Below are 23500 nucleotides of genomic sequence, written 5' to 3' on the forward strand. Positions count from 1 at the left end.
AGGGAGGATAATCTTGTGGGAGAGGTGTAACCTCTTCCAATTCAGGGCAACACGTAGAGCGACGCTTTATGTGTCGCTCTGTGTGTTGAAACATTCTTATCTCCTGTAAAGGAATGTTTCCGTCTGTTTTTCGGCAACACATTCCTTATTTACTGTTTGATTGCATCGTTAAGCCGTTGCACAAGGCAACGGCTTATACTTTGCAGCTTATTTTACTGTCCAGCCTTTGTAATCTTTGATGTTATCGCGATTAATTAAGGTCACCGGAATCAAGACGGGTTTTTCCGGCGCCGCTTTGCCTTGCAAAATATCGTAGCCGATTTGCACCGCTTCCGCCGCCATGACTTGCGGATCTTGTGCCGGCGTGCCTTTGAACAAACTGTCCGCCTGCTTCAAAGCATCTTCGCCGTCAGGAGAGCCGTCCACGCCCATAATGAAAAACTCTTTGCGTTGTGCCTGTTTCGCCGCCAAGTCCGCGCCGATAGCGGTCGGGTCGTTGATGGCAAATACCGCATCGATTTTCGGATGGGCGATAAGCAAAGAAGTCATCACTTCCAAACCGCCTTCACGGCTGCCTTTCGCATTTTGATTATGGGACAAGAGATTGATGTCTTTATGTTTTGCCAAGACATCCATACAGCCTTGTACGCGGTCTTGCACGGCAGATACCGGCGGGCCGTTGATAATCACCACATTGCCTTTGGCATTGATGGTATCCACAATCGTTTGACAAGCGATTTCGCCTGCTTGGTAATTGTTAGATGTTACGGTGGCATCCGCGCCGTCAGCCGCCACATCCACCGCAACCACAACAATGCCGGCATCGCGCGCCCGCTTCACCGCAGGACCGATGCCTTTGGAATCCGCCGCATTCAGAATAATCATATCAGTTTTGGCGGCAATGAAATTATCGATTTGCGCTACTTGCTGACCTAAATCGTAGCCGCTGGAAACCGAGGTGACATTCACTTTGTCGCCCGCCAATTCTTTGGCTTTCAACTCTGCTCCTTTTGCGATTTGCACGAAGAACGGATTAGCCAAATCGCCCACGGTTACCCCGATGGATGTTAACTCTTTCGCTTGTGCAAAAGGCGCGGCAGCGAGCATGACAGAGATGACTAAGGTTTTTAATTGCATACAGAATCTCCTGTTGAGAGTAGTTAAAAAAGTGCTAATTTGATTTGCGCGTACGGTATTTGTCGATTAATACCGCCACGATAATCACAGCACCCTTAATAACGAGTTGCCAAAAATAGGACACGCCCATCAATGTCATTCCGTTATTCAATGTCGCGATAATCAGGGCGCCGACTAAGGTGCCTGTAATCGTGCCGATACCGCCGACAAAACTCGTACCGCCCAAAATGACGGCAGCAATCGCATCCAATTCATAACCGACGCCAAGATTTCCGTTAGCGCTGTACAAACGCGAAGCGCTCATCACGCCGCCCAAGCCGGACAATAAACCGCTGGCGGCATAAACGAAAATCAGGACGAAGGAAACTTTAACTCCTGTCAGACGGGCAGCCTGCAAATTGCCGCCGACCGCATAAATATGTGTGCCCAAGGTGGTGCGGCGCAGAATAAACCAACAGACCGCAATCACGGCAAAAGCGATAATCACCAACCAAGGCATCGAACCGAGATAACCGTTGCCAATCCAAGCAAAAGCGATATTGGAATTAATGACTGTGGTGCCATCCGCCGCCAAATAAGCGAAGCCACGCAGCGCGGTATAAGTGCCGAGCGTCACGATGAAAGGCGGCAATCCGGCATAGGCCACTAACAAACCGTTAAACACCCCCATACCCAAACCGGCGAGCAAAGCAATCGGAACGGCAAAATGCGCGATGGCGGGATTTAAAGAACTCACCAACGCCAAAACGGCGGTAACGCCTAATATCGAACCTACGGACAAATCGATACCGCCGGTTAAAATCACGAAAGTCATGCCTGCCGCCAAAACGATATTAATCGATGCCTGCCGCGTAATATTCATGATATTGGCTTCGGTCATAAAATTCGGCGCGATAAAAGAAAAAACCACCACAATCAGCACCAGCACAGGCAAAATACCCATGGCTTGCATGGCATCGGCTAAGACCGACTTTTTCAAACTTGGTTTCGCGGCAACATTGTCCATTTTTTACTCCTTACTGCAAAATTAGATGTTTACACCACAAGCCAGCGCCATGATGTGTTCTTGCTTAATATCCTGCCCGGCGACTTCGCCCGCAATTTCCCCTTCGCGCATCACGTAAACACGGTCGCTCATGCCTACGATTTCAGGCAACTCGCTGGAAATCATCAAAATTGCCACACCCTGCTTCGCCATTTCGGTCATCATTTTATAAATCTCGCTTTTCGCCCCCACATCTACGCCGCGCGTCGGTTCATCCAAAATAAACAGTTTCGGCTGAATCGCCATCCAGCGGGACAAGAGAACTTTTTGCTGATTGCCGCCGGACAAACCGCTCACCTCCACATTGGCATTGGGTACGCGGATATGCAGATTATTGATCGCCTGCTCGGTATCCTGTTTGCCCTTTTTCTGATTGACAATCATCATAGTGGCATCGCGTTCCAGCGTAGCGATAATCACATTTTTAAACACGTTCATATCAAGGAACAAACCTTCTTCTTTGCGGTTTTCAGGTAATAAGGCGACACGTTGGGCAATCGCATCCCGCGGCGATTTAAAGCGGATTTCCGCGCCATTGAGATAGATTTTGCCCTGCGTCGGTTGGCTTGCTCCAAAAAGCAAATGCGCCAATTCCGAACGTCCGGCACCGATCAAGCCCGACAAACCGACAATCTCGCCGGCTTTGACCGTCAGCGACGCATTTTTGACTTTCTTGCCGTCGCCGAGATTTTCGATGCGAATCACTTCTTCGCCCGCCGGCACTTTTTCCTTATTGAACAAATCCGTCAAAGGACGCCCTACCATCATCTGTACAAGCGTGTTGGAATTCAGGTTTTCGCGCACCAAAGAACCGACATATTTGCCGTCGCGCAGCACGCTGACCCTATCCGCCAGCTCGTAGATTTCCGCCATGCGGTGGCTGATATAAATAATCGCCAAACCTTCGGAACGCAGCTTTTTAATCAATGCGAAGAGCTTTTCGGTTTCGCGGGAAGACAGCGCCGCCGTCGGCTCGTCCATGACCAAAATACGGCTTTTACGGTGCAAAGCGCGGGCAATTTCTACTTGCTGCTGCTCAGCAATCGTTAAAGAAGAGACTTTCTGATGCGCAAAAAATTGCGCCCCCAAACGGTCTAAAACCTCTTGGGACTCTGCCTCCATCTGTTTGCGGTTTAAGCCGAACAGCGTTTTGATTTCGCGCCCCAAGAAAATATTCTCGGCAACCGTCAAATTCGGCGACAGATGAATTTCCTGATAAATGAGGGTAATGCCCGCACGAATTGCATCTTTGGGCGAAGCAATCGGAAAAATCTCCCCGCCAATCTTAATTTCGCCCGAAGTGGCGACATAGGCGCCGGCGAGAATCTTCATCAGCGTACTTTTGCCCGCGCCGTTTTCCCCCATCAAGGCATGGATTTCGCCCGAATAAACATCTAAATCGACCGCTTGCAAAGCATAAAAATCTCCGAAACGCTTGGCAATTTGGCGCATTTCCAATAAGGGTGCGCTACCGTTCATCGGGGCGCTATCGTTGGCGATAGAATTAACGGCGTCTTCCATGCTTAATGTCCCTCAAGGCTATTTGATGGACGCCCAGTAAAACACAGCTTTATGAACAGAAAATGTTAAACATCCGTTCATATTTGTCATAATCCGCCGAGCGACAAGGCTTAGAATCCAAGAAAACACTATGGCGAAAAAATGATGCAAACACCCCGCTTCTCTAAAAAAACCTACAGCGTAAAACTGCGCCTCATCGCTTTTGTGGCGCTGGCGGTGCTACTCGTAAGCTCTATCAGCATCATGTCAGCGGCAGGGCTTCATTCCACCTACCATTCCCTGTCTAATTTGCGTGAACGCTCCCTCAGCCAAATGTTCTTATCGATGACCCTCGGAGTAAAAATCACGCAAATCTCCACTTACGCCAACAGGCTGCGCGAAACGGTACGCGCTTTGGAATACCAAGAAGCATCGGCACAACTGGCATCGCATTTGCAGCAAGTGCATCAATATCTGGAAGAAGGCAGGCAGTACGGCGAAGTGGAACAAAGCCAATTTGCCGATATCATTCATTCCCTTGAATTGCTGGAAAACAGCGTACAAGATTTATTGCAGCAGACTCATCAGCGCCATGTCTTAAACACCACCATCATCAGCAAACTCAATCAATCCCTGCTGTATTTGGAACACATCAAGCGCTTGGAAAAACGCAGCGCCTCTGCTCTGCCCGAAATCTCGCACCATACCGCTGCTTCGGCAGCCGCATCGCCGTTTAGCCAAATTCAAACCCTGATAGAAACCGCCACCAAAGGTTCGTTTTCATCCGAAACCTTCATTGCCATCCACTCGGTCTTTAATTTTCTGCCCGAACAAAAACAACCCGATATTCAGCAGGAATGGCAAAAAATAGAACAGGAATTTGCCCACATTATTCAAGCCGCCTACCAATTGGAAGCCATCAACCAGCGGATTCAGTTTCTGACTTTCCAAATCGATTTTCTGGTCGCCAAAATTGATGGCGACTACAGCCGTCTGGCACAGGATAAAATCATACAAGTAAATGAAAATTCAAAACAAATTCAAACCGCACTATCCAAGCAAATTGTCTTAATCCTGCTGACCGCACTGTTTACCATTGCGCTGATATGTATTCTGGGCGGCTATATTTATCATCTATTCGGCAACCGCCTATATTCCATTACCCAAGCCCTGACCCGTTTATCGCAAGGCGATAAAGCCATACAAGTGCCGCAGCAGCAGCGTCAAGATGAAATCGGCGAATTGGCGCGGGCATTTTATATTTTCCAGCAAAATGTGCTGAAACTGGACCATGCCGATGCCCTCTTAAAAGAGAAAAGCGAATTGCTGGAACGCACCTTCTTCGCCATGCGCGACGGTTTGGCGATTTTCAATCCGCAAGACGAGCTGATTTCCTACAACCGCCAATTCATCGAATTGCTGCATTTGGATACCGAACAAATCGCTATGAACTTCTCACAACTGGCGGCTTTTTTGCAGCAACAGCAAGGCAGCATTTACGGCAGCGGACAAGTGCTGAACGAAGATGCGCTGCGCGAAATCCGCAGCGAGCAGGAACCGCTGGAAATCGACTATAAACAGCAGATTTTGGAATGGCGGATTAGCGCCCTGCAAGATGGCGGCTTGGTCGCGTTTTTAATTGACCGCACCCAGCGCAAAAAATTGGAACTCGATTTGGCGCATAGTCAGAAAATGCGCAGCATCGGGCATTTAACCGGCGGTATCGCGCATGATTTCAATAATTTACTAGCCGTCATCATCGGCAATTTAGACCTCATTGACGCCGGCAGCCTCAGCGAAAAACAGAGAAAACGTCTGCAACGCGCCTTAAAAGCGGCGGAAAACAGCGCCACGCTTACCCAACGCCTCTTAGCCTATGCCCGCAAACAACCATTAAACCCCAGCGCTTTGGACATCGACCGCCTGCTGCTGGAATTTTCCGATTTTATGAAACACAGCCTGCCGCCAAGCATTAAGCTGAATTTGCACCTCGACGAACATTTGCCGCCCGTATATATGGACAAAAACCAACTGGAAACCGCCCTAGTCAATCTGCTGCTCAATGCCAAAGACGCCTTGAACGGCGAAGGCGAAATCCTAATCCGCACGCAAGAACGCCTCATTCAGCGCACCCACAAAAGCGAACAGATGATTCAGCTTTCCATCAGCGATAACGGCTGCGGCATGGACAGCGACACCTTATCGCATATTTTTGAACCCTTTTTTACCACCAAGCAAAACGGCAAAGGCAGCGGCCTAGGTCTATCTATGGTCTACGGCTTTATCCGCCAGTCCAAAGGGCGAGTGGAAGTAGAATCTGCATTAGGCATCGGTACAAGCATTCATCTGCAATTGCCTATCGCTGCGCAAGCGCCGCATTTAGCCGCGCAAAGCCTCAAAGAACAGGTGGCGGAAGAAAAAACAGCCGCCCTATTATTGATAGAAGACCAAGCCGAATTGCGAGAAATCTTGCAAGAACAACTCAATCAAAGCGGTTATCGCACGATAAGCGTAGAAAATGCCGAGCAGGCATTGGCATATTTGCAGCATTGCCATTCGCCGCCGGACTACATCCTCTCCGATATCGTCCTCAACGGAAAAATGACGGGCATCGATTTGACCAATCAACTCAAATCCGAAATGCCGTCAATCAAAATACTCTTAATGACCGGCAACCACACCCGATACATCAGCCAGCTCAGCGAGTTTGCACTTATCAATAAACCCTTCAAACAAGAAGACTTATTGATACGTTTGCGCCGCCTATAAACCTTTCAAACGCTGATACAGCGCTGCGTATTTCGCGCGTTTTTCCGCATAAAACGCGCTTAAAGATTCGCGCGGCCGATAAACCGCTTCCAAAGGCAAAGGCTGACAAAAACTCGCCATATCCTCATGCGGATGCAAGGCAATTTGCGCCAATTTCGCCGCGCCCAATGCCGGCCCGACATCGCCCCCGCTGCGGTATTCCAAAGTTTTTCCGCTGATATCCGCCAAGAGCTGCCGCCAATAGGCGCTCTTTGCCCCGCCGCCGATGAGGGCAATGCTCTCGCTTTCCAGCCCCGTTTCATGCAGCACATCAATACCGTCGGCCAAAGCAAAACTCACGCCTTCCACCACCGCTTTTGCCATTGTCGCCGCATTGTCATTATGACCCAAACCCCAAAACACCCCTTTGGCATAAGCATCATTATGCGGCGTACGTTCGCCGGACAAATAGGGCAGAAAAATCGTCTCCGAACGCACCCCGCTTTGTTCAATCTCTTGAAACAAAGTCGCCACATCCGCCGTATGCGTCAGATTTTTCACCCAATCCACCGCCGATGCTGCGCTTAAAATAACCGACATCAAATGCCAACGCGCTGGCAAAGCATGACAAAAACTATGCACCGCTTTTTGCGGATTTGCGATAAAACTGTCGCTCACAACCAAATAAACGCCGGAAGTACCGAGGGAAAGCATTGCCTGCCCTGCCCTATGCAAACCGATACCTACCGCACCGGCAGCATTATCGCCGCCGCCCGCAACCACCGGCACAGACGGCATCTTCCATTTATCCGCCAATTCCTTAAGCAAATAGCCCGTAATTTGATTGCCCTCAAATAATTTCGGCATATGATTCAGCGTCAATCCGCAGGCTGCCAACAAATCTTCATTCCAATCGCGCTTACCGACATCCAACCACATCGTACCTGAAGCATCGGACATATCCGAGGCATACTCCCCCGTCATCTTTAGCCGCAAATAATCTTTCGGCAGCAAAACCTTTGCAATTTGAGCAAAAATCTCAGGCTCATGCTTGGCAAGCCATTTTAATTTAGGCGCAGTAAAGCCCGGCATCATCAAATTCCCCGTGATTTCGACAGCATTGGGCAGCATTTGCGCCAATTCCCGACATTCCGAATCGCTGCGCCCGTCGTTCCACAATATCGCCGGTCTCAAAACACGATCCGCCTTATCCAACAAAGTCGCGCCATGCATTTGCCCCGTTAAGCCGATGGCTTTCACCGCGGATAAGTCTTGTGTATCTGCCAACTGCAGCATCACCTCTTCCACCGCCTGCCACCAATCCTCAGGCTGCTGCTCCGACCATAAAGGCTGCGGACGGGCAATCGCCAAAGACTGCTGCACAATCGCAAGAATATTCTGTTGTTCATCCAGCAAAACCGCTTTTACTCCGGAAGTTCCAAGATCAATGCCGATATACATAAGCCGCTCCTTATTTGCAAAAATTCGCCATAGTCGAAGAATTGAAAAAGTATTACGGCGTTGGCTCGCCTTGTACCACTTCTCCACTTCTCCGAAGAAACATGTTTATTTTAACCTGAGTTCGGGATAAGCCACCTCTATTTAGCAGCCGCCAAAGCATTCTTCCCAAACATCTGCGGCTTATACGCAAACAAGCAATATGCCGTTAATCCAGAAATCAGATTCAACAAAAATCCCTTCTCCGAACGATGGCGAGTATGTTCAATTTGGCATAGATTCTTTAACTGATCAAAAATCGTTTCAACAACACATCTTTGTTTTAACAACCTTTTTTGTTCAGGACTTTGGGGCGGGGATTTCATATTCTTTTTCTTGCCTGTCAGTAAAGTGATGTTGTATCTCTTTTCTAAGCAATCGCTTAACTCTTTGCTGATATAGCCTCTATCCCCAACCAACAATCCAAACAGTTTGTTTGCCATTTGTCGTAAGCCTTTACGGTCATCAACATTGCCTGGCGTTAGGCAGAAATTGACTAGCTCTCCTACATGATTAAACACTGCATGAAGTTTGAATCCATAGAACCAACCCATGCTGCTTTTGCCACGTTGAGCAATGTTTTTAAACACTTTATGCCTATGAATTCGACGATTGTGGCAAACAGATAAGATGGTGGAATCCACGATACTGATGCCTGTACATTTGCCCATTTGAGTACTGAGAAAAACCAACATAGCAGGTAATGCACGTTGTGCTAATTCGATAAATCGATTGTAGCTTGGCATGGTGGGGAATGCTGTTTTCCAAATGGTTTTAATTTGCCATAGATAGTAGCTTTTGAAATCACGCATGCGGATATGATGGAAATAGATCCATACGGTAATGATTTCGGAAGTACTGATAGAGGCTTTTCGGTTTCTGCTGTTGGGTTTGCTGATGAGTGTGCGGTTAAAGTCTGCTTCAAATGTTTTACAAAAATCATCTACTTGGCAGAAAAGTGTTGTAAGATGTTCCATGTTAAAGGGCTTTTGTGATGGTTTGTTTTGTCAAAACAGTAGATTATCACAATTGCTCTTTATTTTTTAGTGGGGTGCTTATCCCGAACTCAGGTTAGTAAAAAGAAATTTCCGTTAATGCATCCAAAACTCGTGGTTCATAAACCACCGTGTAAGCGATGTTATTCATAGGATTTACTTATTATTTTCTAGTCTTTCTCTTACTCTTTGCATTACAATTTCTTTGGCTTTGGCACTACTTACACCCTGTGAGCCATTCTCTTTCATCTCGTTGTATGCACGCATTACACGGTTTTCAATATAATTTTGGTACTCCGCTTCTTCCTGTGCTTCTTGCAAAGATTTTTCAATCATTTCAAGCACCACAAAATTTAATGAGCGGTTTTGTTTTTGGGCGATTTCGGTTAAGGCTTGTTTTTTGTCAAAGTCCAAAACAAGTGATAAGCGTTCTTTTTGGGGTTTTGGGGCGGTTGCTAGGTGTGGCATAGCTGTGTTACTCATAGTTATTAAAAGTTATTAACTTTTAATATTCTATCAATTTTTTTAGAAAAATCAAATCTTTTTAAAAAATTCCTAAAAATTTTTTGTGTGGCTTTGGTTCAGATTTTGGGGGTTCAAGGCGTTTTATGCTCTGTGATAGGTCTTTGATGGTTTGCAAAAGTTCAGAAATTTGTTGGTCTTTGCGGTCAAGTTGTGTTTTGGCTTCATTTAGGCGTTTTTCTAGGTCTTCATTGCGTTGTTTTTCAAAGTTCAATTTTGTTTCAATGAGTGAAATTTGAACCGTTCAAAAGGGTTCATTTGGTTCAGTTCAATGGGTGTTTTGAACGGTTCATTGAACTTTTTTGTTTGGGCGTGGACTTCAAAAAACCCTTGTCATTTCGCTAGGGGAAATTTTTCAATTTTCATTTAATTGAAGCAATCCTTTCTTTATTCGGTCATAAATGGTATTATGGGAAATGCGCCAAAGTTTTGCCCCTTGTTTTACGCTCATTTCAAGCGGTGCAGAATGGTTCATAAATTTCAAATTAAGTTCAGTTCAAAATTTTATTAAAAAATTGTTATTTTTCAAGTACAAAAAATAGCCATATTTATATGGCTATTTTTTAGACACAAATTATAATATTTCTTTAATTCTTTCAAAGAAATAACCGCCTTTTGTTAATCTGTCTTCATTATTATTTGAAGATAATAAGTTAATGTATTTAAACATCATATCTTTAACTTTTTTGGCAACCAGTATTTTAAATCTTTCCTTGTTTACATCTTCCCCTATCTGTGCTAATTCAAGACTATCATAATATTCTTGTCTGTATCTTTCTTCGCTATCTATAATAGTGATTGGATAGCCATTTTTTAAAAGAATAATATTCATAATAAGCCGTGAAGTTCTTCCATTTCCGTCTATAAATGGGTGTATGGTTACCAATCTTTCGTGCATTTCTGCGGATAACTCAACAGGGTGTATAGTATTTTTATTTTCTTCATAAAATCTAAAATATTCTTCCATTAGGTCATTTACCAAAAAATGCGGTGGTGGCGTGTGCCTACTTCCTGTGATTTCAACATCTTGCATTCTGTATCTTCCAGCGTCTTTTGGTTTGATTGATTTTAAAATTAGTTGATGTATATTTAATAAATCCATTTTTGAAAAATCAGAATTGTTTTCTACCAATTCTCTAATATAATCAATGGCTTCTTTGTGATTAACTGCTTCAAAATGCTCAATAAGTGTTTTTCCGCTTACAGTTATACCTTTGTTAATAACAAGGTTGGTTTCATTTTTTGTTAAGGTATTGCCTTCAATTTTATTACTATGGTAAGTGTATTCAATATCAAAATAATCATTTAGCATTTCAACTTCATTTTCAGACAATGGACGAAAACTATCAAGGCATTTTTTTAAATCGTCAAGTTGAGAGTAAAGTTCTCGTAAGTCATTGGTTTCTTTCCAAATAAGAGATAAATCAAGGTTTCTAGCATTATTTTTTTCAAAATTTTCCATAAGTTTTTTGTTAAAAAGAGAGCGAAGTTCAAGGGTTCTTTCAGTTGAAATACTTACTTGATTGGTTGAATTTTCTGACATTTTTGGCGTTTCCATAAAGTGCAATGATTAAAAACTCTATATATAATAATTACTTATCTTTAAAAGTCAAGATTGTTTAAGGTCTTAGATTCAAGCTTGAAGTGCAACGTTTAATAGACAAGAGAGAAGATGTAAGATGTGCGGTGTTGCACTTGCTCATCAACTCTCACCTATCAGAACGTTATGAAACACTACACACATCTTACACAAGAACAAAGGTATCAAATATCCGTGCTTAAGAAAAGCGCTTATTCATATAGCGAAATAGCCAATATCGTGGGCTGCCATAAATCTACCATCAGCCGAGAGTTCAAACGCAATACAGGTAAAAGAGCTTATCGACCGCTGCAGGCTCAAGAAATGGCAGAAGATCGTAAAAAGCAAAACGCTTATCAACTCAGTGATTTTGCCAAAGCCTACATCAATCATCTGATTGAGAGAAAATATTCTCCCGAACAGATAACAGGGCGTCTTAAACGACTGGGTTGGCAACATGTTCCCAGTCATGAAAGCATCTATCGCTATATTTATGCAGACAAGAAATCAGGCGCAGACTTATATCGTCATCTGCGTAGTCAGAAAACCTACCGTAAACGTGGCTTCAAAGCTTATGACAGACGCGGGCACATTCCCAACAGAGTAGATATTTCAGAACGCCCGGAAATAGTAGAACAGCGTAGGCGCTTAGGGGATTATGAAGGTGATACGGTCATTGGTCATAAGCACAAAGGAGCATTAGTGACTCTTGTAGAAAGAACAACGAGAGAAGTCAAACTCAAAGCATTGAAGCATCGTAAAGCCGAACAAAAAGCCGAACAAGTGGCACAAGTTTGTATAGAGATACTTAATGCTGAAAAGGTTTGCACGATTACTTTTGATAATGGCAAAGAATTTTCTCGGCATGAACAGATAGCTGAAGCACTCAATGCCGAGATATTTTTTGCCAGACCTTATCACTCTTGGGAGAGAGGGGATAATGAGAACCTCAACGGATTGATTCGACAATTTTTGCCGAAGTCTGTGAGACTTGATAATCTCTACGCTGAATACATCAAAGAGATAGAGGACAATTTGAATAATCGTCCTCGTAAGGTGCTAGGCTTTATGACGTCATTGGAGGTTAAAGTTAGCTTTGGGTGCGTTGCAATCATACTTGAACCTGCCAGCTGAATTAGGGTTTATGTTTGCTATTAAAGCCAACCGAACCGTTTCAATCAAACAAGATGAATGGCTACAAGTATGGCTACAAGTACAGAAAATTGACCATGTGCCAAAAACAGGATTAAAAGTTTGGCTTAAAGACTTTGGTTTTGTCAGCCTTTACCGTCATCACTTTAAAGACGAAGTGAGACATTACGTGAAGTTTGAACCTAAGCCTAAAGATGATGAGCCAAATTCACCTGTATCTACGCCACTAGATTTTGAGTATCTGCATGATTGTCATTGGCAGATTGAAACCTATCATCGAACGATTAAACAGTGTTGTTCAATTGAAAAGTTTCAGCTTTGCCATGAGCGTAAAATCCGTAATCATGTATTCTCGTCATTGATGGCGTTTGTGTATTTAAAACAGCAAGCAAGCCTTGGCTTTTCTTCGGTGTATGCTTAAGCGGTTTCTACGTTTCTACCCCTGAAAACAACTCATTTAACGCTTCGCTCATCGTTGGGTGAGTGAAAATATAATCCCTAACCTCTTGATAAGTCAGACCCTGACGAATTGCCAAATCCATAAAGTTAATCAACTCATGGGCATTGTCACATAACAACTGCACGCCCAGTATTTTATCGGTTTTGGCATCAATCACCGCTTTTAATAGCCCATCGGTTTGCTCTAAGATTTTGGCTTTGGGAATGTTGACCGCCTCTAAAACAGCCGTCTTAACGGCATGCCCTTGCTCCTTGGCAACTTGCTCGGTCATACCAACATTGGCAAGCGGTGGATTGGTAAACACCGCATAGGCAAAAGTGCGTCCTTTTGTGGTATATGTGCCATCACCCAACACTTGACTTTTGACCACCCGATAATCGTCCAAGGAAATATAAGTAAACTGTGGACTGCCTGCCACATCACCCATCGCATAGATATGTGGCACGCTGGTTTGTAACCTATCATTCACTGCAATGTTACCTTTATCCGTCAATGTGACGCCTGCTTTATCAAGGTCTAACCCTTGCGTATTTGCCCGACGACCTGTTGCCACCAAAATCGCATCTGCCATCAATTCCCCATCTTCAGTTACAACCATCGCATGATTGTTGGCATCCTTAACCTGCTTAATTTGTTGCTTGGTTTTGACAGTGATGTGTTTGTTTGCCATGATGCCCAACAAATTTTGGCGAATGTCAGCATCTTCTTTTGGTAAAAAAGTATCGGCAGTTTCTAAAATCGTGACCACACTGCCAAACCCAGCAAAGATAAAGGCAAATTCCAACCCAATATATCCCCCACCAATGATGACCAACTGTTTTGGCAATTGGGTTAACTGCATGATGCTGGTACTGTCATGGGCAAATTTGCTGTCTTTTAGCCCATCAATGGGTGGTTGCCAATTATATGCCCCTGTATTGATATGAATGTGGTCAGCGGTGATTGTTAGAGTGTCATCAGCTGTCGTCACCTGCACGGTCTTATCATCAATAAAACTGGCTTCACCTGTGATGACCGTGGCGTTATCTAATTCATTGACTTTATCAAAATTGGCTTGATTGAGCTTAGCAATCAGTTGATTTTTACGGGCAATGGCATCGCTTAATGACACATCACGCTCATGTGATAAAAATGCCAATTTTTTTGATGGAATACACCCAATATTAATGCAAGTACCCCCATACATATCGGCAGATTTTTCTACCAAGATGACCTCTTTACCTGCTTTAGCAAGGGTTTGAGCCAAAGTTTTCCCTGCTTTACCAAAACCGATGATGAGATGCTCAGTGTGGCGGATATTGTGAGAATGTGTCATAACTTACCCTTAAATATTTACCCTTAAAAAAAATTGCCTTAGAACTTACGCACTATCTTAACTCAAGAAAACATGATTTCCTAACTAGATTTTGGATTTAAATGGAATAAATCATCAGCGACCTATTTGGACACTTGAGCAACCACAGATGCAAAAAGATTACTAACCCAAGCATACACCGAAGAAAAGCCAAGGCTTGCTTGCTGTTTTAAATACACAAACGCCATCAATGACGAGAATACATGATTACGGATTTTACGTTCATGGCAAAGCTGAAACTTTTCAATTGAACAACACTGTTTAATCGTTCGATGATAGGTTTCAATCTGCCAATGACAATCATGCAAATACTCAAAATCTAGTGGCGTAGATACAGGTGAATTTGGCTCATCATCTTTAGGCTTAGGTTCAAACTTCACGTAATGTCTCACTTCGTCTTTAAAGTGATGACGGTAAAGGCTGACAAAACCAAAGTCTTTAAGCCAAACTTTTAATCCTGTTTTTGGCACATGGTCAATTTTCTGTACTTGTAGCCATTCACCTTGTTTGATTGAAACGGTTCGGTTGGCTGTTACCTTGTCGGTCAGTGTAGTATAACCTGAGTTCGGGATAAGCACCCCACTAAAAAATAAAGAGCAATTGTGATAATCTACTGTTTTGACAAAACAAACCATTACAAAAGCCCTTTAACATGGAACATCTTACAACACTTTTCTGCCAAGTAGATGATTTTTGTAAAACATTTGAAGCAGACTTTAACCGCACACTCATCAGCAAACCCAACAGCAGAAACCGAAAAGCCTCTATCAGTACTTCCGAAATCATTACCGTATGGATCTATTTCCATCATATCCGCATACGTGATTCCAAAAGCTACTATCTATGGCAAATTAAAACCATTTGGAAAACAGCATTCCCCACCATGCCAAGCTACAATCGATTTATCGAATTAGCACAACGTGCATTACCTGCTATGTTGGTTTTTCTCAGTACTCAAATGGGGAAATGTACAGGCATCAGTATCGTGGATTCCACCATCTTATCTGTTTGTCACAATCGTCGAATTCATAGGCATAAAGTGTTTAAAAACATTGCTCAACGTGGCAAAAGCAGCATGGGTTGGTTCTATGGATTTAAACTTCATGCAGTGTTTAATCATGTAGGAGAGCTAGTCAATTTCTGCCTAACGCCAGGCAATGTTGATGACCGTAAAGGCTTACGACAAATGGCAAACAAACTATTTGGATTGTTGGTTGGGGATAGAGGCTATATCAGCAAAGAGTTAAGCGATTGCTTAGAAAAGAGATACAACATCACTTTACTGACAGGCAAGAAAAAGAATATGAAATCCCCGCCCCAAAGTCCTGAACAAAAAAGGTTGTTAAAACAAAGATGTGTTGTTGAAACGATTTTTGATCAGTTAAAGAATCTATGCCAAATTGAACATACTCGCCATCGTTTAGAGAAGGGATTTTTGTTGAATCTGATTTCTGGATTAACGGCATATTGCTTGTTTGCGTATAAGCCGCAGATGTTTGGGAAGAATGCTTTGGCGGCTGCTAAATAGAGGTGGCTTATCCCGAACTCAGGTTATTTTAGAATTGTGCCATCTATCGGGCAAGTGGGTTTACAAACATAAAAAATCCTCATACCTGATTTTGTTTTTCTCGACGAACAAGCATTTTTCCCAAATCTGAAAAGTATTTGTATCATTAAAACAACAAACCCCAAGCAAGAAAGTTGCATTTTTAATACTTTCTCTTTGCATTTTTACGACAAACAGCTTATGATGCGCTGCGGTGGGTAGTTTTACCCCCTCGCAAACAATGAACTTGCAAGTTTTTGTTTAATTTGGGAGAACATAATGAAACTGAAACAACTGCTTGCAGTTGCCGTACTTGCTGGCGCAAGCTACGCTTCTGCACAACAACTGGAAAATTTGACGTCTAATGCAGACACTCAAATCCTTGTTAAAAACAACTTCGGCGAGTGCGTTACCGTTATGGCTAATCGCAACTTGACCGGCTGCGGCGATGCACCTGCACAACCGCAACCTGTTCAGCAAGTAGCAGAACGTCAAGTGGTTACCTTATCTGCCGACACCTACTTCGATTTCGACAAATCCGTATTGAAGCCTGAAGGTAAAGCGGCCATTCGACAATTGGCGCAAGAATTAAACTCTCGTGGCGCCAACGTGCAGAAAATTACCGTTGTAGGCAACACCGACTCTAAAGGTTCTGATGCTTACAACCAAAAATTGTCTGAGCGTCGTGCTGCGGCTGTCGGCAACTTCCTGATTGAAAACGGCGTACCCGGAACAATCATTGAAGCTTACGGCAATGGCGAGCGCAACCCTGTTGCCTCTAACGACACTGCCCAAGGCCGTGCACAAAACCGCCGTGTTGACATCACTGTTGACGGCGTTGTTGAGCGCAGCGTTCAACAACCTAGTACTGGTATTGTTACCCAGTAATTTTTAGTGGATATGCCTAATCCCACCAAACCCCGCTCAGCGGGGTTTTTCATTCCCCCTATTTTGCTGAAATCATTCCGTCCAATACTATTTTTCCGCTATAATCCGCGCCCTATTTTTAACCTTAATACCTTATGATTAACCGTATTTTTAGCATTATTGCCATTTTGGAAGGGCTGTCGCTCTTATTCCTGATTTTTGTCGCCATGCCTTTGAAATACTACGGCGGTCAGCATCTGCCCGTCTATTACAGCGGCTGGACGCACGGCGGCTTATTCCTCGCCTACATCCTTGCCCTCATTCCCGCCGCGCATGTGAACCGCTGGTCATTGCTGATTTTTCTGGCGGGTCTTTTCGCCTCCGTCATTCCTTTCGGCACTTTTGCCTTTGAATGGTATGTCAAACGCCGCCAAACGCGCCTCGATACGCTCTAATATCTACAAAAATACATCATCATGAACACATCCTCTCCTTCCGTCGGCTTTATCAGCCTGGGTTGTCCCAAAGCCCTTGTGGACTCCGAACGCATTCTCACGCAACTCTCTACCGACGGCTACCGCATCGTCAATAACTACGACGATGCCAATGTCGTCATCGTCAACACCTGCGGCTTTATCGACGAAGCCGTGGCGGAATCGCTGAACACCATCGGCGAAGCGCTGGATGCCAACGGACGCGTGATTGTTACCGGCTGCTTAGGCGTCAAACCCGAGATGATTCGCGAACTCCATCCCGGTGTACTGGCAATTTCAGGACCACAAGCCTATGAATCGGTGATGCAAGCCGTGCATCAAGCCGTGCCGAAGCCGGCAAAAAATCCGCATATCGACTTGGTACCGGATATCGGGCTGCGCCTCACGCCGCGCCATTACGCCTATTTGAAAATCTCCGAAGGCTGCGATCATAAATGCAGCTTCTGCATCATTCCCAGCATGCGCGGACGCCTGCAAAGCCGCAGCGCCGGCGATGTGATGCGCGAAGCCGAAGCACTGGCCAAATCGGGCGTGAAAGAACTGCTGGTCGTCTCGCAAGACACCTCCGCCTACGGCGCGGACATCAAACACAAACTGGATTTCTGGGGCGGCAAACCGGTCAAATCGCGTTTATTCGAACTCTGCAAAGCCTTGGGCGAATTAGACGTATGGGTGCGCCTGCATTATGTGTATCCCTACCCCAATGTTGACGAACTCATTCCCCTGATGGCGGAAGGCAAAATCCTGCCCTATCTGGATATTCCCCTGCAACATGCCAATCCCGAGATTCTCAAAGCCATGCGCCGCCCCGGCAATATCGAGCGTACCCTCGAGCGCATCCGCTCATGGCGCGAGATCTGCCCCGACATTGCCATCCGCAGCACCTTCATTACCGGCTTCCCCGGCGAAACTGAAGCCCAATTCCAAGAACTGCTGGATTTCATTGACGAAGCGGAAATCAACCGCGCCGGCTGCTTTGCCTACTCGCCCGTAGAAGGCGCCGGCGCCAACGCCTTGCCCGATGCGGTGTCGGAAGAAGTCAAACAAGAGCGGCTGGCGCGCTTTATGCAAAAACATAATGAAGTCAGCCGCCGCTTATTGGAAGCCAAAATCGGCAGCGTGATGCCGGTATTGATAGACGAAATCGACGAAGACAGCCAAAGCGCGATTGCCCGCAGCCCCTATGATGCCCCCGAAATCGACGGCGTGGTGCATATCAGCCACATCGAAGGCGCGGAAAAAGGACAACTTCTGCATGTGGAAATTCACGACGCCGACGAACATGACCTGTTTGCCGAAGTCTATTAAACAGCGCCACTTCATTGAAGCGGCTTTTTATTGCCTGCCGACAGCGTCGCAGCAGGCTTGCAGCAAAGATGCGAACATGCCATGATGCGCCCGAACATCATCACAAGAATCAGCTGAGGAGCTACATTTATGCCAAGCCATGCGGAATTTCGCCGTGCCGCGCAATGCATCATTGAAGCGGTGGGCAAGGACAATATCGCCTCCGCCACGCATTGCGCGCTGCGCCTGCGTCTTGTCTTGCACAATAATAGTCGTATCCGCCAAGAACTCCTAGACCAAGAACCTTTGATTAAAGGCTATTTTTTCAATGCCGGAGAATTTCAAATCGTCTTTGGTGCGGAGCATATCACAGCCGCCTATACCGCCTTTGAAGCCGTCATGGCGGAAAATCCGAATACGGGTTTTAGTAAACTCTGGCGCAATCTGAGCCGCCTCTTTCGCAGCGACAGCAGCGCAGAAAATACCTCAACGCCGCCTCGCAGCAAAGCACTTCCTGCCAATCCCATTCCACTGGAATGGCAGCAGCCCATCAATGGCGACATCTTGCCGCTGAGCGCCGTGCCGGAAGAAAGTTTCGCACATGGCGACATGGGCGTCGGTTTTGCGATTGAGCCTAGCGATGGCGAAGTACGCTCGCCCGTCAACGGCAGTATCATCGCCATTTTTCCCACCAAACATGCGATTGGCATCCGCGCCGATAACGGCACGGAAATCCTAATCCATATCGGCATCGACAGCATCAAACTGCGCGGCGAAGGCATCCGCCTCTTGGTCGGCATCCATAAACGCGTCAGCGCAGGACAGGCCTTATTGCAAGTCGATTGGGACTTCCTGCGCCGACACATCAGCACCGTCAGTCCGATTATCTTTCCCGAATACGACAAAGAGCAATGGACTCTCTGTTTAGACAAAACCATCCCTTACCTACAGGAACGCAGCCAAGATGAACCCCATTCTTAATGCCTTGCAAGACAGCGATTTTCAATTACATCCGCCCGCCGAAGAAGCGTCTATCCGCGCTTTGGAAGCAACACTCGGCTGCGCGCTGCAAGCACAATGGCGGGAATTTCTGCTGACCGCCGACGGCGCGACGCAATACTTTGAAGACGGCGAAATCCATGCGCAATGGCTGTCTTGTGAAGACATTATCCGCACGCGCGCCGCTATCATGGATTTTCTGGCACAGACTTTTGGCGAGAACTGGCAGACACATCCGCTTGAAAACGCGGAAGACGGCATTGCCAATACTCTTTTGCATCCGTTATGGCTGCCCTTCTACCGCAATGAAGTCGGCACTTTCTGCCTCGACCATAGCCAAGCCGCCGTCCCCGTTATCATGCTGCTGCATCCCGACGAAGACGGCGAAGGCTATATGCCGATTCTTGCGGCTAGTCATTTAAATCAATGGCTGGATTTTATGACAGAAAACGAGGGCTTAAACAATGACAACCTGCTCGACATGGTTGAAGATTTGATGGACGAATACGGCATACTGGACGAATTGGGCGAATTTGTCGCCCCGCAAGCGCAATATAATGCCTTTGACCATATCGGCTTTGCCATTCATAGTGAAAGCGATTTCGCAGCACTCTTAGAAACCCTGCAATCACAAACGCTTGAAAGCATTGAAACGCCCAATGGCTATTATTATTGCTACCGCGAAAGCGATACGGCGGCAGGCATCTCACTCTGGGTGAGCGTCAATCAGGCACAGGATTTCAACAGCCTCGAGCCGCATTTCTTCGGCGACAGCCGCCGCCGCATTCATGCCCACCGCTACCTAAATACACAAGACAATCCCTTTGTCGGCTGCTGCTATGCTTGGGCGCAGGCGGAGGCAAAACAGAGCGCGAGCGAAGCGGACAATCCGGAAGGACTTTATCCCCTGCTCTTCAATCTGATGGGCTTCGACCATATCCGCGAGACATTTCCGCTAGATGACAGCCTAAATGAAATCATCGAATTCAGCGTACAGCTCACCGCTTTCCCGCACAGAATCAGCCTTTATGCCGATGAAAAAGCTTTTACCGCCGCTGAAAGAGAAACGCCTTATGCCGCCCAAACCTTTATCCCTATCGGCTTGATGCAGCAGGAAACGCAAGACAATGCCGAGGGAAAAGTCCTGCCGACAGCTTATATTAGCGGCAGCATCAAAGCCGCCGCATTGCGCGAAAATCCGCTGAGCGGCGAAGTCTTCTACCATCTTGTGATTGACAGCTACGGCGGCGCAATCGATCTGCTTGCCCACCCCGACCTTTTCCCCCAAGCCCCCGCCGTCGGCAATATCGTCGAAACTGAGGCGTGGTTGAACGGCATGATAATAAAACATTAAGCCGCGCAGCTTTTTAACTCATCGTGCGTAATTCTCCACCTATAATCTTCGATTTAGATGGAGATGTAAGCACAGGCAACCTAAGCAGGGCGTTCTTGTTTTTCGATGTACTGTCTAATGGTATCAATCGTAGCACCGCCAGTCGTCAGCAAACAATACGCTCTAGTCCAAAGTACAGGCTTGTAGTAAAACTCTGCCAAGTGCTTTGCAAATTCCTTTCGCATCAATCGGCTCGTTACCGTTTTTAGATTATTGATAAACTTGCTTAGCATGATATTAGGATGCATATCAAGCAGTAAATGCACATGGTCGGCTTCCCCATTGAATTCTAACAGCTCAACTTCCCATTTTTGGCAAAGGTCGGTTACGATTTCTTTTAGCCTATCGAGCATAGCTCCAGTAAAGCATTTTCTGCGGTATTTTGTGACTAGCACTAAATGGTAAGTAAGTTTATAAACGCAATGATAATGGGATTTTAGTTTGTTATTCATGATTGACACTAAGTAGGATTTACGCTAAATTATACCTACATTCAAGTTGACTAACAACCCATGCTCAAAGCCTACAAATACAGAATTTACCCAAACCAACAACAAGCCATAGCGTTTGAACAACACTTTGGTTGTGTTCGTTTTGTTTATAATTGGGCATTGGCATTACAAAATAGATATTACAAAATCTTTGACAAATCATTATCCCGTACTCAAATACAAAACCAATTAGTCAAGAAAAAGAAAACAGGCAAGTTTGCATGGCTAAACGAAGTTAATAGCCAATCGTTACTAAATGCCTTACTAAATGTCCATACCGCTTTTACTAATTTCTTCAAAGGTCGTGCCAAGTTTCCACGCTTTAAATCTAAAAAAATCCCACAGCGAAGTTATCAATGTCCACAACATTGCACCATAAACTTTGAACAAGGCATCATCAACCTACCCAAAATCAAAGGCATCAAAACCGTATTTAGCCGTGAATTTATTGGCAATATCAAAACGGTTACCATCACTAAGACAGCAACAGGCAAATACCATGCAAGTATTTTAGTAGAAAACAATGAAATTGTACCAACACCAACCACAATAGAGCCTAGCCTAACTGTAGGTATTGACTTAGGCATCAGCCACTTACTCAATCTATCAGACGGTAGCAAGTTTGATAACCCAAAACATTTATCTAAAGCAAGCAAACGCCTTGCAATACAGCAAAAAATTTTTGCTCGCAAACAAAAACAAAGTAAAAACCATCAAAAACAAAAATTAGCCGTTGCTCGTATTTATGAAAAAGTACGCAACCAGCGTTTAGACTTACACCACAAAATCACGCATAAACTGATTTGCGAAAACCAAGCTACCAGTTATGCACTTGAAGATTTAGCGGTGAAAAACATGGTAAAGAACCGAAAACTTGCCAAAGCCATTAATGATGTCGGTTGGGGGCAGTTTGTTACCCTGCTTACCTACAAGGCGAATTGGTATGGTAAAAACATTCTAAAAGTGAATCGATTCTTTGCCAGTAGTAAAATTTGTTCGCATTGCCATCACAAATTAGACAGTCTGCCGTTGTCAGTCAGAAATTGGGCATGTCCTAGCTGTCAAACACACCATGACCGTGATATCAATGCAGCAAGCAATATACGCCATCAAGCGTTAGCTGATGCACTAGGACTTAGTGCTGTGTAAAGAGTTCCCCCAGTATAATACTTATCAGCGTAAGTGTGCTGGTGAAAGGTAACAACTCAATCTAGGTTGAGGTTGTTATGGGTCGCAAAGATTCCCCCATCATAACCGCTAGGTTTGGTGGTGGGAGTGTGTCAATGCTGGCCTTATTAATCAATAAGCGTTTTATTCTGTGGTGCGAAACGCGCCAAAGCCTCTAATGCTTCCAGAATATGCGCCTTTTCACTGTCTGGCAAACCTTGCAGAGGACGCGGCAGACAATCGACGTCGCACAGTTTTCCCGCGCTGAGTAAGGCGGCAATCGTTCAACGATATCGATATCAATCCGCCATTGCGGTTCGGCGGCGGCAGCGTGAATAAGAAAATCGGCGGCGCTTCGCTGGATGAAGACCTGCGCCGCATCGATGCGATGTCCGACAAAACGAGTTTTTAATGCTTTTGCGCCAGCATCGTAACGAATGTCAATTCAATCGGATTGCCCTGCGCATCGGTGGCGTGCATTTTGCCCGGCGCTTCTTCATAGACGTGCAATTGCCAATCTTGATAGTAGCGGCGCAACTCGCCTTCGGCAAAAGTGAAGCTGAAAGGCATGTGGCAGGGATAATCGGCGCTGTGCATAGCGCAGACAATCAGATTATAGCCGCCGCGGCGTGTTTTGGCCTGCATATCGGCAATAATGGCGGGGATTTTATCCGCCTGTAAAAACATCATGACCACAGTAGAGATAATGCAGTCGTATTCGCCTGCAATATCGGCCTGATGAATATCATAGACGGCGGTATCCAGCGGCAATTGCATCTCCGCGGCAAGACGCGCGATGCTCTCCACGGCGGCGGGCTGATAATCCGCAGCTCTGACGCGATAGCCCATCAAGCTCAGCGGCAGGGCATTGCGCCCCTGTCCGCAGCCCAAATCCAGCACTGTGCATGGCGGCACGATATCGAGCATATGTTTGACCGCCGAATGAATCGCCGTCATGCCGTATTTTTTCGTGAAATAGTCGCTTTTTTCACAGTAAAAACTCAGCTGCATCCGCATATCCTCGCTCAGCGGCGCGACTTTGTGCCAAGCCTGCGGCTCGACAAAGAGCGGCGTATTCTGCGGATTAAGCCGTGTTTCGGAAAGGATATTGCCGGCTTCGTCCATGGCGTAATACATCAGTTCGCCTTGCAGCACCTGCACATGCCCCCATGTGCCGGCCTTGGTATTGTGATGCTGCAAAAAAGCCTTGGGAAGATCATCAGCACCCCATTGCGGCATGGTTTTATAAGCGATTAAGTCCATCAGT

22 protein-coding genes are annotated in these 23500 nt (G+C 45.6%); 10 read left to right on the forward strand and 12 right to left on the reverse strand.

What is annotated here, in order from left to right; all coding sequences use genetic code 11:
• Positions 1 to 207: 207 nt before the first annotated feature.
• The 3 genes from DYC63_RS00830 to DYC63_RS00840 are packed head-to-tail and all read right to left on the reverse strand — an operon-like array spanning position 208 to position 3703.
• Positions 208 to 1137 (reverse strand): ABC transporter substrate-binding protein, encoded by a 930-nt coding sequence (locus DYC63_RS00830; protein ID WP_115217493.1) that lies wholly within the window; start codon positions 1135 to 1137, stop codon positions 208 to 210.
• A gap of 34 nt (positions 1138 to 1171) precedes the next feature.
• Positions 1172 to 2143 (reverse strand): ABC transporter permease subunit, encoded by a 972-nt coding sequence (locus DYC63_RS00835; protein WP_115217494.1) that lies wholly within the window; start codon positions 2141 to 2143, stop codon positions 1172 to 1174.
• Between the two features lie 21 nt (positions 2144 to 2164).
• Complete coding sequence (locus tag DYC63_RS00840) at positions 2165 to 3703, reverse strand: sugar ABC transporter ATP-binding protein (protein ID WP_218564505.1); 1539 nt, start codon at positions 3701 to 3703, stop codon at positions 2165 to 2167.
• Positions 3704 to 3844: 141 nt separating this feature from the next.
• Between DYC63_RS00840 and DYC63_RS00845 the strand changes: the two genes are divergently transcribed.
• Positions 3845 to 6451, forward strand: coding sequence for an ATP-binding protein (locus tag DYC63_RS00845; RefSeq protein WP_115217495.1), 2607 nt, complete (start codon positions 3845 to 3847; stop codon positions 6449 to 6451).
• On the opposite strand, the gene xylB is transcribed toward DYC63_RS00845, so the two are convergent.
• The 5 genes from xylB to DYC63_RS00870 form a co-directional block, all read right to left on the reverse strand.
• Positions 6446 to 7891: a xylulokinase gene (gene xylB / locus DYC63_RS00850; protein WP_115217496.1), complete on the reverse strand. Its 1446-nt coding sequence runs from the start codon at positions 7889 to 7891 to the stop codon at positions 6446 to 6448. The two genes, DYC63_RS00845 and xylB, sit on opposite strands and share 6 nt — an antisense overlap.
• 137 nt (positions 7892 to 8028) lie before the next feature.
• On the reverse strand, positions 8029 to 8904 hold the full coding sequence (locus DYC63_RS00855; protein ID WP_115217497.1) for an IS982 family transposase: 876 nt from the start codon (positions 8902 to 8904) through the stop codon (positions 8029 to 8031).
• A 174-nt stretch (positions 8905 to 9078) separates the two neighbouring features.
• Positions 9079 to 9405, reverse strand: a complete 327-nt coding sequence (locus DYC63_RS00860) for a hypothetical protein (protein WP_172459352.1) — start codon at positions 9403 to 9405, stop codon at positions 9079 to 9081.
• A 61-nt stretch (positions 9406 to 9466) separates the two neighbouring features.
• Positions 9467 to 9658, reverse strand: a complete 192-nt coding sequence (locus DYC63_RS00865) for a hypothetical protein (RefSeq protein ID WP_115217499.1) — start codon at positions 9656 to 9658, stop codon at positions 9467 to 9469.
• A gap of 360 nt (positions 9659 to 10018) precedes the next feature.
• Positions 10019 to 11002 (reverse strand): Fic family protein, encoded by a 984-nt coding sequence (locus tag DYC63_RS00870; protein WP_115217500.1) that lies wholly within the window; start codon positions 11000 to 11002, stop codon positions 10019 to 10021.
• Between the two features lie 168 nt (positions 11003 to 11170).
• Between DYC63_RS00870 and DYC63_RS00875 the strand changes: the two genes are divergently transcribed.
• Both DYC63_RS00875 and DYC63_RS00880 read left to right on the forward strand, forming a co-directional pair.
• Positions 11171 to 12157: an IS30 family transposase gene (locus tag DYC63_RS00875; protein ID WP_115217501.1), complete on the forward strand. Its 987-nt coding sequence runs from the start codon at positions 11171 to 11173 to the stop codon at positions 12155 to 12157.
• Positions 12158 to 12167: 10 nt separating this feature from the next.
• Positions 12168 to 12596 (forward strand): transposase, encoded by a 429-nt coding sequence (locus DYC63_RS00880; RefSeq protein ID WP_172459353.1) that lies wholly within the window; start codon positions 12168 to 12170, stop codon positions 12594 to 12596.
• Positions 12597 to 12603: 7 nt separating this feature from the next.
• Here DYC63_RS00880 and DYC63_RS00885 read toward each other — a convergent pair whose 3' ends face one another.
• Both DYC63_RS00885 and DYC63_RS00890 read right to left on the reverse strand, forming a co-directional pair.
• On the reverse strand, positions 12604 to 13950 hold the full coding sequence (locus DYC63_RS00885; protein ID WP_115217503.1) for an FAD-dependent oxidoreductase: 1347 nt from the start codon (positions 13948 to 13950) through the stop codon (positions 12604 to 12606).
• Positions 13951 to 14072: 122 nt separating this feature from the next.
• The gene (locus DYC63_RS00890) at positions 14073 to 14624 is read right to left on the reverse strand and encodes a transposase (RefSeq protein WP_115217504.1); all 552 of its coding nucleotides are present in this window, start codon (positions 14622 to 14624) and stop codon (positions 14073 to 14075) included.
• Positions 14625 to 14641: 17 nt separating this feature from the next.
• On the opposite strand from DYC63_RS00890, the gene DYC63_RS00895 reads away from it, so the two are divergent.
• The 6 genes from DYC63_RS00895 to DYC63_RS00920 all read left to right on the forward strand — a co-directional run bounded on the left by DYC63_RS00895 (position 14642) and on the right by DYC63_RS00920 (position 20536).
• Positions 14642 to 15517, forward strand: coding sequence for an IS982 family transposase (locus tag DYC63_RS00895; protein ID WP_115217505.1), 876 nt, complete (start codon positions 14642 to 14644; stop codon positions 15515 to 15517).
• A 297-nt stretch (positions 15518 to 15814) separates the two neighbouring features.
• A complete protein-coding gene (locus DYC63_RS00900) occupies positions 15815 to 16423 on the forward strand; it encodes an OmpA family protein (RefSeq protein WP_115217506.1) in 609 nt (202 codons plus the stop codon).
• A gap of 134 nt (positions 16424 to 16557) precedes the next feature.
• Positions 16558 to 16857, forward strand: a complete 300-nt coding sequence (locus tag DYC63_RS00905) for a DUF3817 domain-containing protein (RefSeq protein WP_115217507.1) — start codon at positions 16558 to 16560, stop codon at positions 16855 to 16857.
• A 15-nt stretch (positions 16858 to 16872) separates the two neighbouring features.
• Entirely contained in the window at positions 16873 to 18204 is a 1332-nt protein-coding gene (gene rimO / locus DYC63_RS00910) for a 30S ribosomal protein S12 methylthiotransferase RimO (RefSeq protein WP_425452115.1), read from the forward strand.
• A gap of 129 nt (positions 18205 to 18333) precedes the next feature.
• A complete protein-coding gene (locus tag DYC63_RS00915; protein WP_115217509.1) occupies positions 18334 to 19164 on the forward strand; it encodes a glucose PTS transporter subunit IIA in 831 nt (276 codons plus the stop codon).
• Positions 19148 to 20536, forward strand: a complete 1389-nt coding sequence (locus DYC63_RS00920; RefSeq protein ID WP_115217510.1) for an SMI1/KNR4 family protein — start codon at positions 19148 to 19150, stop codon at positions 20534 to 20536. Before DYC63_RS00915 ends, DYC63_RS00920 begins: the two co-directional genes overlap by 17 nt.
• 80 nt (positions 20537 to 20616) lie before the next feature.
• Here the strand turns inward: DYC63_RS00920 and tnpA are convergent, their stop codons facing one another.
• A complete protein-coding gene (tnpA, locus tag DYC63_RS00925) occupies positions 20617 to 21027 on the reverse strand; it encodes an IS200/IS605 family transposase (RefSeq protein WP_115217511.1) in 411 nt (136 codons plus the stop codon).
• 60 nt (positions 21028 to 21087) lie between these two features.
• On the opposite strand from tnpA, the gene DYC63_RS00930 reads away from it, so the two are divergent.
• Positions 21088 to 22215, forward strand: a complete 1128-nt coding sequence (locus DYC63_RS00930) for an RNA-guided endonuclease TnpB family protein (protein ID WP_115217512.1) — start codon at positions 21088 to 21090, stop codon at positions 22213 to 22215.
• A 426-nt stretch (positions 22216 to 22641) separates the two neighbouring features.
• Here DYC63_RS00930 and tehB read toward each other — a convergent pair whose 3' ends face one another.
• A complete protein-coding gene (tehB, locus tag DYC63_RS00935; protein WP_115217513.1) occupies positions 22642 to 23496 on the reverse strand; it encodes an SAM-dependent methyltransferase TehB in 855 nt (284 codons plus the stop codon).
• Positions 23497 to 23500: the final 4 nt, after the last annotated feature.

Source organism: Suttonella indologenes (assembly GCF_900460215.1).
Classification (GTDB): Bacteria; Pseudomonadota; Gammaproteobacteria; order Cardiobacteriales; family Cardiobacteriaceae; genus Suttonella; species Suttonella indologenes.

Coding starts and splice junctions, on each gene's coding strand:
- DYC63_RS00835 (WP_115217494.1), bottom strand. CDS start 2,143: ATGGACAATGTTGCCGCGAAACCAAGTTTGAAAAAGTCGGTCTTAGCC.
- DYC63_RS00920 (WP_115217510.1), top strand. CDS start 19,148: ATGAACCCCATTCTTAATGCCTTGCAAGACAGCGATTTTCAATTACAT.
- tehB (WP_115217513.1), bottom strand. CDS start 23,496: ATGGACTTAATCGCTTATAAAACCATGCCGCAATGGGGTGCTGATGAT.
- DYC63_RS00885 (WP_115217503.1), bottom strand. CDS start 13,950: ATGACACATTCTCACAATATCCGCCACACTGAGCATCTCATCATCGGT.
- DYC63_RS00870 (WP_115217500.1), bottom strand. CDS start 11,002: ATGGAAACGCCAAAAATGTCAGAAAATTCAACCAATCAAGTAAGTATT.
- DYC63_RS00845 (WP_115217495.1), top strand. CDS start 3,845: ATGATGCAAACACCCCGCTTCTCTAAAAAAACCTACAGCGTAAAACTG.
- DYC63_RS00915 (WP_115217509.1), top strand. CDS start 18,334: ATGCCAAGCCATGCGGAATTTCGCCGTGCCGCGCAATGCATCATTGAA.
- DYC63_RS00875 (WP_115217501.1), top strand. CDS start 11,171: ATGAAACACTACACACATCTTACACAAGAACAAAGGTATCAAATATCC.
- DYC63_RS00905 (WP_115217507.1), top strand. CDS start 16,558: ATGATTAACCGTATTTTTAGCATTATTGCCATTTTGGAAGGGCTGTCG.
- DYC63_RS00880 (WP_172459353.1), top strand. CDS start 12,168: ATGTTTGCTATTAAAGCCAACCGAACCGTTTCAATCAAACAAGATGAA.
- DYC63_RS00860 (WP_172459352.1), bottom strand. CDS start 9,405: ATGAGTAACACAGCTATGCCACACCTAGCAACCGCCCCAAAACCCCAA.
- DYC63_RS00840 (WP_218564505.1), bottom strand. CDS start 3,703: ATGGAAGACGCCGTTAATTCTATCGCCAACGATAGCGCCCCGATGAAC.
- DYC63_RS00855 (WP_115217497.1), bottom strand. CDS start 8,904: ATGGAACATCTTACAACACTTTTCTGCCAAGTAGATGATTTTTGTAAA.
- DYC63_RS00900 (WP_115217506.1), top strand. CDS start 15,815: ATGAAACTGAAACAACTGCTTGCAGTTGCCGTACTTGCTGGCGCAAGC.
- tnpA (WP_115217511.1), bottom strand. CDS start 21,027: ATGAATAACAAACTAAAATCCCATTATCATTGCGTTTATAAACTTACT.
- DYC63_RS00830 (WP_115217493.1), bottom strand. CDS start 1,137: ATGCAATTAAAAACCTTAGTCATCTCTGTCATGCTCGCTGCCGCGCCT.
- xylB (WP_115217496.1), bottom strand. CDS start 7,891: ATGTATATCGGCATTGATCTTGGAACTTCCGGAGTAAAAGCGGTTTTG.
- DYC63_RS00930 (WP_115217512.1), top strand. CDS start 21,088: ATGCTCAAAGCCTACAAATACAGAATTTACCCAAACCAACAACAAGCC.
- DYC63_RS00895 (WP_115217505.1), top strand. CDS start 14,642: ATGGAACATCTTACAACACTTTTCTGCCAAGTAGATGATTTTTGTAAA.
- DYC63_RS00890 (WP_115217504.1), bottom strand. CDS start 14,624: ATGGTTTGTTTTGTCAAAACAGTAGATTATCACAATTGCTCTTTATTT.